The sequence below is a fragment of the Pseudomonas sp. PI1 genome (genome assembly GCF_000812405.1).
In the GTDB taxonomy this organism is placed as follows: Bacteria; Pseudomonadota; Gammaproteobacteria; order Pseudomonadales; family Pseudomonadaceae; genus Pseudomonas; species Pseudomonas citronellolis.
This window is the reverse complement of the sequence record NZ_JWMC01000017.1, coordinates 1-14,560: the sequence shown is the minus strand read 5'-3', so window position 1 is coordinate 14,560 and position 14,560 is coordinate 1. Positions and strand designations below refer to the sequence as shown.

Sequence of the window (14,560 nt, the reverse complement as noted above, 5' to 3'; positions counted from 1 at the left end):
GCCGAGCAGGCCACCGACCGGCCGATGCGCACCATCAAGAGCTTCGTGATGCGCGCCGGGCGCACCACCCTCGGCCAGCAGCGCGGCCTCGACCAGGGCTGGCCGCGCTTCGGCCTGGAACTGGTCGACGGCCTGCGCGACTTCGACCAGGTGTTCGGGCGCCAGGCCCCGCGCACCTTCGAGATCGGCTTCGGCATGGGCCACGCCACCCTGGAAATGGCCGCCGCGGCGCCGGACCAGGATTTCATCGGCGTCGAAGTGCACCGCCCGGGCGTGGGCGCGCTGCTCAATGGCATGCTGACGCAGAACCTGACCAACATCCGCGTCTACAGCTGCGATGCCCTGGAAGTGCTGCGCGACTGCGTGGCCGACGCCAGCCTGGACCGCGTGCTGCTGTTCTTCCCCGACCCCTGGCACAAGGCGCGCCACCACAAGCGCCGCATCGTCCAGCCGGCCTGGGCGGAGCTGGTGCGCAGCAAGCTGAAGGTCGGCGGCGTCCTGCACATGGCCACCGACTGGGAACAGTACGCCGAGCACATGCTGGAAGTGATGAACGCCGCGCCCGGCTACCGCAACCTGTCCCCGGACAACACCTACGTGCCGCGCCCGGAAGAGCGCCCGGTGACCAAGTTCGAACGCCGCGGCGAGCGCCTGGGCCATGGTGTCTGGGACCTGAAGTTCCAGCGCGTCGACTGAGCCATGCTCGCCTGCAATGGGAGCGGGCCCTGCCCGCGATATCGCGCGCAGGGCGCGCTCCTACATGGCAATGGCGTGGGCGGAGCGGCGGCGTGTCGACTGCGCCGAGGTGCTCTTCGTAGGATGGGTTGAGCCTGCGAAACCCATGCGGCCGCGGTGATGGGTATCGCTTCGCTCAACCCATCCTACGAGGGCGTTCCCCTGCCCCTGTAGCGGGCCCTGCCCGCGATCGCGCGCAGGGCGCGCTCCTACCCCGGAATCAGTCGATCAGCTCCGCGCCGACCACGGTGATGTCCGGCAGGCTCAGCGGCGCCGGGGTTATCTGCAGGTACTTGATGCTGCTGCGCGGGATCAGCAGCAGGTCGCCGTCCACCTCGATGCTCAGGCAGGGCGATTCGAGCTGCTTGCGGATGCCCTGCGCCACCTCCACCGGGTCCTCGCTCTGTTGCGGGAAGCGCAGCGCCAGGCGCTGGCCGTCGACGAAGTGCAGGTACAGGTGCTTGATCGGTTTCATGGCGTTTCCCCAGCTGCGCGTTGGCTACTGGGGAAACACTAGCAGGCCCGTCAGCTGCGGTCGGCGATCATGCCGATGATGAAGAACAGCAACAGCAGCACCGGCGCCAGGGTGTAGTTGTTGAAGTAGTTCAGGCCGTGGGCCACCCAGGGGGTGACGAAGACCATGGCCAGGCCGTAGCCCACGGCGCAGATGAGCACGAACAGCAGGGTGCGGAAGACGAAGTTGAGGCTGCCGATGCGCTGCTGCACCCAGGCGTTGATCGCCGGGCCGAACAGCACCAGCAGGGTGGCCATGATCGCCAGGGCGATATCGGACAGATGGCTGCGGCTCCAGCGGGAGGCGCTGGCGATCAGGTCGAGGGCGAAGTCCATGCAGGCTCCTTGGTCGGGGGCGGTCGACGGGGGAGTTTACCCGAGCGACGGGTGGGTGGTTCAGCCGCCGGGCTTTTTTCGCAGCAGCAACTGCAACGTCTTCCAGGCCAGTTTCTTGTCGCGCAGCAGCAGAAGCTGCTTGATCAGGCGCAGCGGCAGGTGGCGCCGGTAGCTGGCGAAGAGTTCGGGGCGGTGCTGGCTGTAGTAGCGGTACTCCGACTCGTAGATGCTTTCGTAGCGGGCCCGGGAGACCTGGTTGCGGCTGCTGATCGAGAGGTTCTGGCGGATTCCCGCGGCCATGACGTAGACCTGCTGGCCGTCGGACAGCGCGCGGTGGAAGGCCCAGTGGTCCAGGTAATCCAGCGGGAAGGCGGGATTGAAGCCGCCGATCCGGTCCAGCCAGGTCGTGCGCCAGCAGGCGCCGGAGTTGATCGCGGTCATCTGCTGCCTGCGATAGCCGGTCTCGATGCCCTCCGCACTGGCGCGGACACGGCTGTTGTCCATGGGCGAGACCTGGCGCTGGCCATCGCTGACCCGCGGCACCAGGCAGACGCAATCGGCGGCCAGGCCGTCCGCCCGTTCTGTCAGCTCGTGGAAATACGCCTCGGGCAGTCGGGTGTCCTGGTCGAGCAGCAGCAGCCAGTCGTGGCCTTGCTCGCAGGCGTCGCGCAGCGCCAGGTTGTAGGCGGCGGCGAGGCCCGGGTTGCTCGGGTTGTGTCTGTAGTTCACGGCGATGGGGTATTCGCCGGGCGGCAGCGCCTGGGGCGTTGGGCTGTTGTCGTGGATGACCAGGCTGACGTCATGGGTGGCCAGCAGGGCCTGGTTCTGCATGAGGCTGCGGAAGCTCTCCGAGTCGCCGAGCTTCTGCTTGTAGATCACCAGGACGATGGTCGCTCGCATGCCGCGCGCAGGCCTCAGGGCAGGAACTGCTGCAGCAGGTCGTTGAGGAACAGCTGGCCGCGCTCGGACGGCCGCAGGCGCTCGTCGTCCTCGGCCAGCAGACCCTGGGCGCGGGCTTCGCGGCAGGCTTCGGCGATGGCTTGCAGCGGCAGGCCGGTGCGTTGCTCGAACAGCTCTGCCGGGACGCCGTCCACCAGGCGCAGGGCGTTCATCATGAACTCGAAGGGCAGGTCGGCCGCTTCCAGCACCCGCTCTCCGGCCTGGAAGGCCTTGGCCGGGTTCAGGTAGTCCTTCGGCAGGCGCGTCTTCCAGGTGCGCAGGATGCGGCCTTCGGGGCTGCTGAGCTTGGCGTGGGCGCCGGCGCCGATGCCGAGGAAGTCGCCGAAGGTCCAGTAGTTGAGGTTGTGCCGGGCGCGCAGGCCGTCGCGGGCGTAGGCCGAGGTTTCGTACTGGACGTAGCCGGCCTGTGCCAGGCGGGCCTGGCCGGCCTCCTGGATTTCCCAGAGGGCGTCGTCTTCCGGCAGTTCCGGCGGCTGGCTCCAGAACACCGTGTTCGGCTCCATGGTCAGCTGGTACCAGGACAGGTGCGTCGGGGCCAGGGCGATGGCCTGCTCCAGGTCGGCCAGGGCGTCGGCCACGCTCTGGTCGGGCAGGCCGTGCATCAGGTCGAGGTTGAAGTTGTCGAAGCCGGCGCGGCGCGCCATGTCCGCCGCGCGCACCGCCTCGTCGCCATCGTGGATACGCCCCAGGGCCTTGAGCTTGTCGGCCTGGAAGCTCTGCACGCCGATGGACAGGCGGTTGATGCCCAGGGCCCGGTAGTCGGCGAACTTGGCCTGCTCGAAGGTGCCGGGGTTGGCCTCCAGGGTGATTTCGATGTCGTTTTCGAAACCGACTTCGCGCTCCAGGCCTTCGAGGATGCGCCCCAGGGCACTGGCGGAGAACAGGCTGGGCGTACCGCCGCCGAAGAAGATCGAGGTCAGCTTGCGGCCGTGGACGTGCTGCCGGTCAGCCGCCAGGTCGGCCAGTAGCGCCTGGACGTAGGCGTCCTCGGGCAGCTCCGGGCCGGCGGCGTGGGAATTGAAGTCGCAGTACGGGCATTTGCGCACGCACCAGGGGATATGAATGTAGGCCGACAGGGGCGGGAGCTGAAAGCCGGAAGCTGGAAGCTGGTGGCTTTCAGCTTCGAGCTTCGAGCTTTCAGCTGCTTTCATAACCCCAACCGCTGCTTCAGCAGGGCCATGGCGCGGGCGCGGTGGCTCAGGCGGTTCTTCTGCTCGGGGGGCAGTTCGGCGCTGGAGCAGCCGCTTTCCGGCACCCAGAATAGCGGGTCGTAGCCGAAGCCGTGCTCGCCGCGGGCCTCGTGGAGGATGCTGCCTTCCCAGATGCCTTCGCAGAGGATCGGCAGCGGGTCGTCGGCATGCCGCACCAGGGCCAGGACGCTGACGAACTGCGCGCCGCGCTGGTCGTCCGGCACGCCCTGCAGGGCGTCCAGCAGCTTGGCGTTGTTCGCCGCATCACCCTTGCCGTCGGCGTAGCGCGCGGAGTAGATGCCCGGCGCGCCGCCGAGGTAGTCCACCGCCAGGCCCGAGTCGTCGGCCAGCGCCGGCAGCCCGGAGATGCGCGCGGCGTTGCGCGCCTTGAGGATGGCGTTCTCGACGAAGGACAGGCCGGTTTCCTCTGGCTCCACGTCACTGAACTCGCCGATCGAGCGCACCTTCACGTGGGCGCCCAGCATGGCCTGGAGTTCCTTGAGTTTGCCGGCGTTGTGACTGGCCAGCACCAGTTGTTCGAGCTTGATCATTCGTCTGGGTAGATTTCCTGGAGGAACTCGAAGCTTTGCGGGGCTTCGGAGCCTTTCTGTACCTGGATGTCGAAGGTCAGGGTGTCACGGCCTTCGATGGGGAACTGGGCGATGTGGTAGACCGCGCCTTCTTCCACCACGCGCTTGAAGGTCAGCGGGATCGGCTGGCCCATGAGGTTCTTGGCGGTGCCGGAGACGGTGACCTGGGCCGGCTTGCCGCTGGCGTCCAGCGGCACGATGTTGACCACGCCCTGGGCCTTGCTGCGTACCACGCCGACGGCCGCGGCGACCTTGGGTTGGAGGAAGCTGGAGTTGTAGACGCTGTAGTGGACCTTGAGGTCCCCCAGCGTGGTGGCCTGCTCGGCGAAGGCCGGCAGTGCCAGGAACAGGCAGAACAGCAGGGAGGCTAGGCGGCGCATGGTTTTCTTCTCCTGGGTTCGGGGCCCCGGGCGGTTCAGACGGCGATGCGGTGGTCCGGCAGGCTTGGACCGCTGACCCGGTAGATGCCGATTTCACCCAACAGATTAGGCCAAACTCGGCACGACCAGCGATGACGGTGGTCACGATCCACCGCCAGGCGGTCGAGCACCCGCAGGCGCTTCTCGCGGCACAGCGCCTCGAAGTCCTTGAAGGTGCAGAAGTGGATGTTCGGCGTGTTGTACCAGGTGTAGGGGAGGAATTCCGACACCGGCATGCGGCCGTTGCGCGCCAAGTACCAGCGGCAGCGCCAGTGGCCGAAGTTGGGGAAGGTGATGATGCAGGTGCGGCCGACGCGGAGCATCTCTTCGAGGATTCTGTCCGGGTAGTGCACGGCCTGCAGGGCCTGGGTCATGACCACCACGTCGAAGCTGTTGCTGGCGAAGCTGCCGAGGCCCTTGTCCAGGTCCTGCTCGATGACGTTAACGCCACGTTCGACGCATCTGGCGATGTTTTCGCCATCGATTTCCAGTCCGTAGCCGGTGACCTGCTTGTGCTCGGCCAGCCAGGCGAGCAGTTCGCCGTCGCCGCAGCCCAGGTCGAGCACCCGGCTGCCGGCGGGGATCCAGTCTTGGATGATGTCCAGGTCGGCGCGCATGGGGCTTCCTTATACGCTGATGCGGTTCATGTAGGCGCTGAAGGCCTGGAGGTAGCGGGGGATCGGCATGAGGAAGGCGTCGTGGCCCTGGGGTGCGTCGATCTCCAGGTAGCAGACGTTCTTCTTCGCCGCGATCAGGGCGTCGACGATCTCCCGCGAGCGCGCCGGGGAGAAGCGCCAGTCGGTGGTGAAGGACATCAGGCAGAAGTCCGCCTTCACCCCGGCCAGGGTGCGCACCAGGTCGCCGTCGTGGGCGGAGGCCGGGTCGAAATAGTCCAGCGCCTTGGTCATCAGCAGGTAGGTGTTGGCGTCGAAGCGGGTGGAGAATTCCTCGCCCTGGTAGCGCAGGTAGCTCTCGACCTGGAATTCGACGTTGTAGAGGTCGTAGTTGAGCTTCTCGGCCTTGCGGTCGCGGCCGAATTTCTCGCCCATGGCGTCATCGGACAGGTAGGTGATGTGCCCGACCATGCGCGCCAGGCGCAGGCCGTGGCGCGGGATCACGCCCTGTTCCTGGAAGTGGCCGCCGAGGAACTCCGGGTCCGAGAGGATGGCCTGGCGCGCCACTTCGTTGAAGGCGATGTTCTGCGCAGAGAGCTTGGGCGCGCTGGCGATGCACAGGCAGTGGCGCACGCGCTCGGGGTAGCTGATGGTCCACTGCAGCGCCTGCATGCCGCCCAGGCTGCCGCCGACCACCGCGGCCCACTGATTGATGCCCAGGCGATCGGCCAGGCGTGCCTGGCTGTTGACCCAGTCTTCCACGGTGACCACCGGGAAATCGGAGCCGTAGATGCGCCCGGTCTCCGGGTCGAGGCTGGTGGGGCCGGTGGAGCCGTTGCAGCCGCCGAGGTTGTTCAGCGCGACCACGAAGAACTTGCGGGTGTCGATGGCCTTGCCCGGGCCGATGCAGCTGTCCCACCAGCCCGGCTTGCGCTCGTCGGGGCTGTTGTAGCCGGCTGCGTGGTGGTGGCCGGAAAGCGCATGGCAGATCAGCACGGCGTTGCTCGCCGTGGCGTTCAGCTCGCCGTAGGTCTCGATCACCAGCTGGTATTCGGGCAGCGTCCTGCCGCTGGCCAGGGCCAGGGGTTCGCTGAAGTGCAGCGTCTGGGGAGAGACCAGACCGACGGAATCTTCGGGGAAGACTGTTGGCATCGACCCAGCTCATGAATAAAAGGAGGGCGCCAGTCTAAAGAGGGTGGCCAGAGAGGGCAAGGTTGCTCAGCCAGGCAGGTTCTGGCGGATTTTCAGAGCCCATTCCGGGGTTTCGGATTCATCGCAGTAGCATTTGGAAAGTCGCCCGTCGCGGGTTCTGAATAGCGGGCGGGGTTCCTGTCGATCCACGGAGTTGTCGAACACGTAGAGTCGGTCCACCCAATTGGCCAGTGCATCGCAATTGACTATGGATTTGAAGTAGCGCGAGACGATTTTGCTGATGCGCACTTCGTGGCCGCCATCCATATAGCGGAAAGTGATGCGTGAGGCATTGATGGCTGGGTGCGTAGTGCTGACGAAAAATACCCTGACGAAATAGCCGGCATCCTTGGCCCGAGCGATGAAGTCCAGTTTGTCATCCGTGGAAAGCACCGTCTCGAAGGCCAGGCTCGTCCCCTCGACCAAGGCTTTCTCACGCAGTTGCTGGGCCTTGTTGGCCGCTTCGATGGCTGCCTCTTCGGAGTTCCAGCCCCCGAATTCCCGTTCGGCGATTTCATCCGGATTGATGAAGATGCAGCCTTCCAGCCACTGATGTTCGCGAAGCTGCTCGGTGATGGAGGTCTTGCCGGAGCCATTGGGGCCGGCGAAGACGATCAGCCTGGGTTTTTCCATGCTTCAGGTTTTGGGCTGGGGGCGCTGGTCACGACGCTTGCGGCTGTCTTCGAAAGCGGCGTTCAACGATGCCCTGAGCTGCTGGTCGACGCGGGATATCCGCTGCCGGGCGGCCTGACGAACCTCGCTCAGCAGGTCGGACAACTGCTCCTCGCTGGGTTCGTTGGGGTTGGAGATCAGGTTGTAGTTCGACATGGGCGGTACTCCCCATCGATAGGACTTTCCGAGCATAGGGAGTCTGCCTGGAAAAACCAAGTTCAGGCGCGCTGCGAGCCGGGCAGGGCGACCACGCGGGCCTGGCGCTGCAGCGGCGAGGGACGGCGCAGCAGGCGGAGGATTTCCGAGGCTTCGGCCAGTTGTTTTTCCAGCTCTTCCTGGTAGCGCGCCAGGAGCAGGGCGCGCTGGCGCACCTGCTGGGTTTCCTGGGCCAGGGCCTTCAGGCGCAGCATGTGGGTTTCCAGCAGCTGCTTGTTCTCCAGGGTGTACTGCATCAGCGGCATCAGGGCGTCGGTGGCCCAGCGCTCGACTTCCTCGCGCACGCGCTGGTGCAGGAGGATGACTTCCTGGGCCAGGGTGGCGATGAAACGCCGCGTCAGCAGGCGCTGTTCGGTGAGCAGGGTCTTGAGCTGCAGGCGGAAGCGGTCGGCCTGCTCGCGCAGCCGGGCCAGTTCGCGCTGGTAGGCGGCGACGTCGAAGCGCGGGGCGTCCAGGGCGTTCAGCGGGTTTTCCTGGTTGTGCCGCTGGTAGATGGCCTCGACCATGCGGTTACCCAGCTCGGCCTCGTGCTGCAGGCTGTGCAGGTCGCCCTCCACGGCCTGGAAGAAGTTCAGGATGGCCTGGTTGATGCCCAGGGTGGTCCAGCTGCCGCGCAGTTTCTCGTGGACCTTGGCCAGGTGCCGCTCCAGGCGTTCGGCGCGCACGGTCTGGCCGAGCAGCTCGCCCTGGCGGCGCAGCAGGCGCTGGTTGGTCTTCAGGTTGAGCAGGCGGCGGTGGTGCAGGCCGTGGTCTTCCTTGGTCCGCGCGGTCAGCTCGAACAGCAGCTGGCCGCTGTCCTGCTGCTGGCCTTCGAGCTGCGCCTGCTGTTCGCGCAGGCGCTCCAGGCGGGCGCGCAGGCTGTGCTGGCTGTTGTTCAGCAGGGCCAGCACCTGGCCGAGCACCGCGCCCTCCAGCAGGCGCTCCTTGTCCGCCACTATGCGCTCGCAGAGCAGGTTCTCCAGGTTTTCCAGCTGGCTGCGGGCGAGCAGTTCGGCGTCCTTGCGCACCTTGGCCAGCAGCGCCTGCTTGGCCGACAGCGGCAGCACGCTGTCGCGGGGGATGCCCAGCTGCCGCGCGGTGGCGTCGCGGATGCGCTGGATGGCGTTGTGCACGAAGGTATCGCCGGCCAGGTCGTCCCAGAGCACGTCGACCTTGTTCAGTACCGCGTACAGGGTGCACTGGCCGTCTTCCACCAGGTGCCGCACGTGGTCCTGCCAGACCGCCAGGTCCGAGGCGGTGACGCCGGTATCGGCGGCCAGCAGGAAGACCACCGCCTGGGCGCTGGGCAGCATCGACAGGGTCAGTTCCGGCTCGCTGCCCAGGGCGTTCAGCCCGGGGGTGTCGAGGATGCGCAGGCCCTGGCGCAGCAGCGGGTGGTCGAAGTTGACCAGGGCGTGGCGCCAGGCCGGCACGCGCACGTGGCCGGGGCGTTCGGCGGCTTCCAGCATATCCGGGAGGAAGCCCAACTGGATCGCTTGCTCCACCGGCAGGCTCTTGGTCCGGGCGGTCTGCGCGAAGGCCTGGGCCATGTTGGCCGGGTCGGAGGTGTCCAGTGGGATGTTCACCCAGTGCCGCGGCACCTGCTTGAAGCGGGCGATGCTGGCGTCGGCCACCCGTGTCTCGATGGGCAGCAGGCGGATGTAGGGGCGTTCGGAGCGCGGGTCGAAGAAGATCTCGGTGGGGCACATGGTGGTGCGCCCGGCCTGGGAGGGCAGCATGCGCTGGCCGTACTCGGAGAAGAACAGGCTGTTGATCAGCTCGGTCTTGCCGCGGGAGAACTCGCCGACGAAGGCCAGGGTGATGTGGTCCAGGCGCAGCAGGCGCAGGGCGCGCTCCAGGCGCGCGTCTATGTCGGCGCTGTTCAGCCGGCTCTGCTCCAGCCAGCTGCGATAGCGGATGATGTCCCGGACCAGTTCCCGCTTCCAGGTGACGTAGGCGTCGATCTGCTGACTGAGTCGCTCCATGCTCATCCAGGCGGTCCTGTGGCTTGCGCGTCCTGCGCGGGAGAAGAATGCCTGGATTATGAAGCGCGGCGAGGTGGCGTCAATTGGCCTGTATCACATTCCTATCCGTAAGGTCGGTCAAGCCGACCGAGCGGTTATCCCCAGCTCGGCCGGCAGCCGCGCCGGCCGGGGGATGCGCACGCGTTTCTGGCGGTTCAGCTCGCCGCTCTCGAGTATCACCGCGCTTTTCGGCACGCCGAAGGCCTTGCCGAGGAACGCCAGCAGGTGGGCGTTGGCCTTGCCTTCCACCGGCGGGGCGGTGAGGCGGATCTTCAGGCGCTCGCCGTGCAGCCCGGCGAACTCGTCGCGGCTCGCCTTGGGCTGCAGGTGGCAATCGAGGATCAGGTCCTCGCCGTCCCAGCGGTAGAAGCTCATTACATGAACGGGCTGAGGATTTGCGGCATCCCGGTCATGGCTGCCAGATTGCCTATTACCAGCATGTCGAGCAGCTTCAGCGCGATGAAGGCGAAGATCGGCGAGATGTCCAGCCCGCCGAGGTTCGGCAGCAGCTTGCGGAAGGGCGCCAGCAGCGGCTCGCAGATCTGGTTCACCAGCTGCGCGCCGGGGTTGTAGCTGCCGGGGGCGACCCAGGAGAGGATCACGCTGATGATCAGGGCGAAGAAGAACACCTTGAGGAACAGCGAGGTCACGGCGATCACCGACCACACCAGCAGTTGCAGGACGTACCCGCCGACGCCGTAGCCCATCAGCGTCAGGGTGACGATCATCAGCACCAGCTGGACCAGGATGGCCAGCACCAGGGATGCCAGGTCGATGCCGCCGAAGCCGGGGATCACCCGGCGCAGCGGGTTCAGCAGCGGCTTGGTGGCGCGCACGATGAACTGGCTCAGCGGGTTGTAGAAGTCGGCGCGCACCAGCTGCAGGATGAAGCGCAGCAGGACGATCAGCAGGTAGAGGCTGCCGAGGGTCTGGATGACATAGATGGCAGCGGTGGAAAGTCCGGTCATGTAAGGCTCCTCATTGCCCCAGTTGTTCGGCCAGTTCGGCGGAACGGTGGTCGGCGGCGGCCAGGGCGCGCTCGACCAGTGCTTCGAATCCATTGCCCTGGAAGGAAGTGATGGCGGCTTCGGTGGTGCCCTTGGGCGAAGTCACGCGGCGGCGCAGCTCGGCCGGGCCGACGTCGCTGGCCAGCGCCATGCGCGCGGCGCCCAGGGCGGTCTGCAGGGTCAGGCGGGCGGCGACCTCGGGGCTCAGGCCGAGCTTCTCACCGGCGGCGGTCATGGCTTCCATCAGCAGGAAGAAGTAGGCCGGGCCGCTGCCGGAGACGGCGGTGACGGCGTCGATCTGCTTCTCCTCGTCCAGCCACAGGGCGATGCCCACGGCGCCCAGCAGCTGTTCGGCCTGCTGGCGCTGGGCCGGGCTGACCTGGGCGGTGGCGTACAGGCCGCTGGCGCCTTCGCCCAGCAGCGCCGGGGTGTTGGGCATGCAGCGTACCAGCAGCTCGGTGCCCAGCCAGCGCGACAGGCTGGCGCAGGGAATGCCGGCGGCGATGGAGACGATCAGCTGGCCCGGTTCGAGCAGCGCGGCCAGGGGCTCGCAGACCTGCTTCATGACCTGCGGCTTGACCGCCAGCACCACCACGTCGGCGCCGGCGATGGCGCTGGCGTTGTCCTCGAACACCTCGATGCCGTGCTCGGCGGCGATCTTCGCGCGCTGTTCGGCGCCCGGGTCGCTGGCGCGGATGTGACTGGCGGGCACGCCCTGGGCGCGCAGGCCACCGATCAGGCTGGCGGCCATGTTGCCGGCGCCGATGAAAGCGATGCGGGTGCTGCTCATGGGTTGTGTTCCTTGATCAAGAATGGGGACCGTAGTCGCGCGCGCCGAACAGCGCGGTGCCGATGCGCACCCAGGTGGCGCCTTCGGCGACGGCGGCTTCGAGGTCGTGGCTCATGCCCATGGACAGGGTGTCCAGGCCGAGGTTCAGGGCAGTCAGGAGTTCCCGCAGGCGGGCGAAGGCGGCGCGCTGGGCGGCGACGTCCTCGGTGGGTTCGGGGATGGCCATCAGCCCGCGCAGCTTCAGGTTGGGCAGGGCGGCCACGGCGCGGGCCAGGGCCGGCAGTTCCCCGGGGGCGCAGCCGGACTTGCTGGCCTCGCCGCTGACGTTCACCTGCAGGCAGACGTTGAGCGGCGGCAGGTGCGCCGGGCGCTGTGCGGACAGGCGCTCGGCGACCTTCAGGCGGTCCACCGAGTGCACCCAGTGGAAGTGCTCGGCGATGGGCCGCGTCTTGTTCGACTGGATGGGGCCGATGAAGTGCCAGGTGAGCGCCAGGTCGGCCAGTTCCACCTGCTTGCCGAGGGCTTCCTGCAGGTAGTTCTCGCCGAAATCGTCGAGGCCGGCGGCATGGGCTTCGCGGATGTCGGCGGCGGGCTTGGTCTTGCTCACCGCCAGCAGCGCAACGCTGCCCGAAGCCCGCCCGCAAGCTTGCTCCGCCTCACGGATACGCTCGCGAACCTTTGCAATATTCTCTGCTATCGTGGACATTACCTGCGCTCTGAGGCCCGGCTGCTGCAAGTTCAGCGGCATTCTACCTGCTTGCATTGGATTGGGGAGTCCCATGGATATTACCGAGTTGCTCGCCTTCAGCGCCAAGCAAGGCGCTTCGGACCTGCACCTCTCGGCCGGCCTGCCGCCGATGATCCGCGTCGACGGCGACGTGCGCCGCATCAACCTGCCGCCGCTGGAGCACAAGCAGGTGCACGCGCTGATCTACGACATCATGAACGACAAGCAGCGCAAGGATTTCGAGGAATTCCTGGAAACCGACTTCTCCTTCGAAGTGCCGGGCGTGGCGCGTTTCCGCGTCAATGCCTTCAACCAGAACCGCGGCGCCGGCGCCGTGTTCCGGACCATTCCCTCCAAGGTTCTGACCATGGAGGACCTGGGCATGGGCGAAGTGTTCAAGCGGGTTTCCGACGTGCCGCGCGGGCTGGTGCTGGTGACCGGGCCGACCGGTTCGGGCAAGTCCACTTCGCTCGCGGCCATGCTCGACTACCTGAACAACACCAAGTACAGCCACATCCTCACCGTCGAGGACCCGATCGAGTTCGTCCACGAATCGAAGAAGTGCCTGGTCAACCAGCGCGAGGTGCACCGCGACACCCTCGGCTTCAACGAGGCGCTGCGCTCGGCCCTGCGTGAGGACCCGGACATCATCCTGGTCGGCGAGATGCGCGACCTGGAAACCATCCGCCTGGCGCTGACCGCCGCGGAAACCGGCCACCTGGTGTTCGGCACCCTGCACACCACCTCCGCGGCCAAGACCATCGACCGTATCGTCGACGTGTTCCCCGCCGAGGAAAAGGCCATGGTCCGTTCCATGCTCTCCGAGTCGCTGCAGGCGGTGATCTCGCAGACGCTGCTGAAGAAGATCGGCGGCGGCCGGGTGGCGGCCCACGAGATCATGATCGGCACCCCGGCGATCCGCAACCTGATCCGCGAGGACAAGGTGGCGCAGATGTACTCGGCCATCCAGACCGGCGGCGCGCTGGGCATGCAGACCCTCGACATGTGCCTCAAGGGCCTGGTCGCCAAGGGCCTGGTGACCCGCGACGCGGCGAAGGAAAAGGCGAAGATTCCGGAAAACTTCTGATTCTCCCCGGGCCCGGTGCCCGGCCAGGCGGCGCGGCACACGCACGGGCGGCCTGGATGACAGTCGAATCGCACAGTGCGTGAACGAATCAGGTTGGATCGATCATGGAATTCGAGAAGCTTCTGCGGCTGATGGTGGAGAAGGGCGCCTCGGACCTCTTCGTCACCGCCGGCGTGCCCCCGTCGATGAAGGTCAACGGCAAAGTGCTGCCGGTGACCAAGACCCCGCTGTCGCCCGAGCAGACCCGCGAGACGGTGCTGGCGGTGATGAACGAGCAGCAGCGCCGCGACTTCGCCGAGCACCACGAGTGCAACTTCGCCATCAGCGCCCGCGGCATCGGCCGTTTCCGCGTCAGCGCCTTCTACCAGCGCAACCTGGTGGGCATGGTGCTGCGCCGCATCGAGACCAACATCCCGACCATCGAGGACCTCAAGCTGCCGGAGATCCTCAAGAAGCTGGCCATGACCAAGCGCGGGCTGGTGATCTTCGTCGGCGCCACCGGCACCGGCAAGTCCACTTCGCTGGCGGCGATGATCGGCTACCGCAACAAGAACTCCACCGGGCACATCATCTCCATCGAGGACCCGATCGAGTACATCCACCAGCACCAGGGCTGCATCGTCACCCAGCGCGAGGTGGGGCTGGATACCGACACCTTCGAGGTGGCGCTGAAGAACACCCTGCGCCAGGCGCCGGACGTGATCATGATCGGCGAGGTGCGCTCGCGCGAGACCATGGAGCACGCCGTGGCCTTCGCCGAGACCGGCCACTTGTGTCTGGCCACCCTGCATGCCAACAACGCCAACCAGGCGCTGGAGCGGATCATCCACTTCTTCCCGGCCGACCGGCACCAGCAGATCTGGATGGACCTGTCGCTGAACCTCAAGGCCATCGTCGCCCAGCAACTGGTGCCGACCCCGGACGGCAAGGGCCGCCGCGCGGTGATCGAGGTGCTGCTGAATACTCCGCTGGCCGCCGACCTGATCCGCAAGGGGGAGGTGCATGAGCTGAAGCCGTTGATGAAGCGCTCCACCGAGCAGGGCATGCAGACCTTCGATCAGGCGCTGTACCAGCTCTATTCCCAGGGTGAGATCACCTATGAGGATGCGCTGGCCTATGCCGACTCGGCCAACGATCTGCGGTTGATGATCAAGCTTGGGTCGGAGACCGATGCGGATCATCTGTCGAGCATGACTCAGGGGTTGACCCTGGAGCTGAGCGAAGACGATCCGAATCGCCGCTTCCGCTGAGCAGCTCCCTCGCCGCAACCCGCAATTATCGTGAACGCCGGAGCGTAGGGCGAATAACCGTTCGCGGTTATCCGCCGATATACGGAGGCCTCGGCCCGCGCCCAGGTCAACCCTGGAGTCGCCGGGGGCCAAGGCCAAACGGCGGATAACGCCATAGGCGTTATGCGCCCTACGGTCCTTTGACCGAAAAGCCTGTCCGCGGCTTTGTATTCCCCGCGACTTTTCTTACAGTGGCGGTAAACCCGCCGCGATCGCGTCGG

18 protein-coding genes are annotated in these 14,560 nt (G+C 66.6%); 3 read left to right on the top strand and 15 right to left on the bottom strand.

Features of this window, described 5'->3' with window-relative positions; translation table 11 throughout:
- Positions 1–24: 24 nt before the first annotated feature.
- Complete coding sequence (gene trmB / locus RN02_RS07695) at positions 25–696, top strand: tRNA (guanosine(46)-N7)-methyltransferase TrmB (protein ID WP_236695165.1); 672 nt, start codon at positions 25–27, stop codon at positions 694–696.
- A gap of 259 nt (positions 697–955) precedes the next feature.
- Here the strand turns inward: trmB and RN02_RS07690 are convergent, their stop codons facing one another.
- The 15 genes from RN02_RS07690 to RN02_RS07620 all read right to left on the bottom strand — a co-directional run bounded on the left by RN02_RS07690 (position 956) and on the right by RN02_RS07620 (position 11,942).
- Positions 956–1,210, bottom strand: a complete 255-nt coding sequence (locus tag RN02_RS07690; RefSeq protein ID WP_009615219.1) for a hypothetical protein — start codon at positions 1,208–1,210, stop codon at positions 956–958.
- Between the two features lie 50 nt (positions 1,211–1,260).
- Positions 1,261–1,584: a DUF3392 domain-containing protein gene (locus RN02_RS07685; protein ID WP_009615221.1), complete on the bottom strand. Its 324-nt coding sequence runs from the start codon at positions 1,582–1,584 to the stop codon at positions 1,261–1,263.
- 60 nt (positions 1,585–1,644) lie between these two features.
- Positions 1,645–2,484 carry a glycosyltransferase gene (locus RN02_RS07680; protein WP_043313975.1) on the bottom strand — a complete coding sequence of 280 codons (840 nt, stop codon included), beginning with the start codon at positions 2,482–2,484 and terminating at the stop codon, positions 1,645–1,647.
- A gap of 14 nt (positions 2,485–2,498) precedes the next feature.
- Positions 2,499–3,695, bottom strand: a complete 1,197-nt coding sequence (gene hemW, locus RN02_RS07675; protein ID WP_043313974.1) for a radical SAM family heme chaperone HemW — start codon at positions 3,693–3,695, stop codon at positions 2,499–2,501.
- Entirely contained in the window at positions 3,692–4,285 is a 594-nt protein-coding gene (gene rdgB, locus RN02_RS07670; protein WP_009615226.1) for an RdgB/HAM1 family non-canonical purine NTP pyrophosphatase, read from the bottom strand. The genes hemW and rdgB overlap by 4 nt, the downstream gene beginning before the upstream one ends.
- Positions 4,282–4,704 carry a DUF4426 domain-containing protein gene (locus RN02_RS07665; protein ID WP_009615227.1) on the bottom strand — a complete coding sequence of 141 codons (423 nt, stop codon included), beginning with the start codon at positions 4,702–4,704 and terminating at the stop codon, positions 4,282–4,284. Before RN02_RS07665 ends, rdgB begins: the two co-directional genes overlap by 4 nt.
- Positions 4,705–4,739: 35 nt before the next feature.
- Positions 4,740–5,360 (bottom strand): methionine biosynthesis protein MetW, encoded by a 621-nt coding sequence (gene metW / locus RN02_RS07660; protein WP_043269511.1) that lies wholly within the window; start codon positions 5,358–5,360, stop codon positions 4,740–4,742.
- Between the two features lie 9 nt (positions 5,361–5,369).
- Positions 5,370–6,509: a homoserine O-succinyltransferase MetX gene (gene metX / locus RN02_RS07655; protein WP_043269509.1), complete on the bottom strand. Its 1,140-nt coding sequence runs from the start codon at positions 6,507–6,509 to the stop codon at positions 5,370–5,372.
- Positions 6,510–6,575: 66 nt separating this feature from the next.
- Positions 6,576–7,181, bottom strand: a complete 606-nt coding sequence (locus RN02_RS07650; protein ID WP_043269507.1) for a zeta toxin family protein — start codon at positions 7,179–7,181, stop codon at positions 6,576–6,578.
- A gap of 3 nt (positions 7,182–7,184) precedes the next feature.
- The gene (locus RN02_RS07645; RefSeq protein ID WP_009615231.1) at positions 7,185–7,376 is read right to left on the bottom strand and encodes a hypothetical protein; all 192 of its coding nucleotides are present in this window, start codon (positions 7,374–7,376) and stop codon (positions 7,185–7,187) included.
- A 62-nt stretch (positions 7,377–7,438) separates the two neighbouring features.
- Positions 7,439–9,406 (bottom strand): dynamin-like GTPase family protein, encoded by a 1,968-nt coding sequence (locus RN02_RS07640; protein ID WP_043313972.1) that lies wholly within the window; start codon positions 9,404–9,406, stop codon positions 7,439–7,441.
- Between the two features lie 111 nt (positions 9,407–9,517).
- Positions 9,518–9,814, bottom strand: coding sequence for a DUF167 domain-containing protein (locus RN02_RS07635; RefSeq protein ID WP_043313970.1), 297 nt, complete (start codon positions 9,812–9,814; stop codon positions 9,518–9,520).
- Positions 9,814–10,407, bottom strand: a complete 594-nt coding sequence (locus RN02_RS07630) for a YggT family protein (protein ID WP_009615234.1) — start codon at positions 10,405–10,407, stop codon at positions 9,814–9,816. Before RN02_RS07630 ends, RN02_RS07635 begins: the two co-directional genes overlap by 1 nt.
- Before the next feature lie 10 nt (positions 10,408–10,417).
- Positions 10,418–11,236: a pyrroline-5-carboxylate reductase gene (gene proC / locus RN02_RS07625; protein WP_043313968.1), complete on the bottom strand. Its 819-nt coding sequence runs from the start codon at positions 11,234–11,236 to the stop codon at positions 10,418–10,420.
- 16 nt (positions 11,237–11,252) lie between these two features.
- The gene (locus RN02_RS07620; RefSeq protein ID WP_043313966.1) at positions 11,253–11,942 is read right to left on the bottom strand and encodes a YggS family pyridoxal phosphate-dependent enzyme; all 690 of its coding nucleotides are present in this window, start codon (positions 11,940–11,942) and stop codon (positions 11,253–11,255) included.
- Positions 11,943–12,015: 73 nt separating this feature from the next.
- Here RN02_RS07620 and pilT point away from each other — a divergent pair, with 73 nt between their 5' ends.
- Together pilT and RN02_RS07610 are read left to right on the top strand one after the other, a co-directional pair.
- A complete protein-coding gene (gene pilT, locus RN02_RS07615; protein WP_009615237.1) occupies positions 12,016–13,050 on the top strand; it encodes a type IV pilus twitching motility protein PilT in 1,035 nt (344 codons plus the stop codon).
- Positions 13,051–13,154: 104 nt separating this feature from the next.
- Positions 13,155–14,300 (top strand): PilT/PilU family type 4a pilus ATPase, encoded by a 1,146-nt coding sequence (locus tag RN02_RS07610; protein WP_009615238.1) that lies wholly within the window; start codon positions 13,155–13,157, stop codon positions 14,298–14,300.
- Positions 14,301–14,560: the final 260 nt, after the last annotated feature.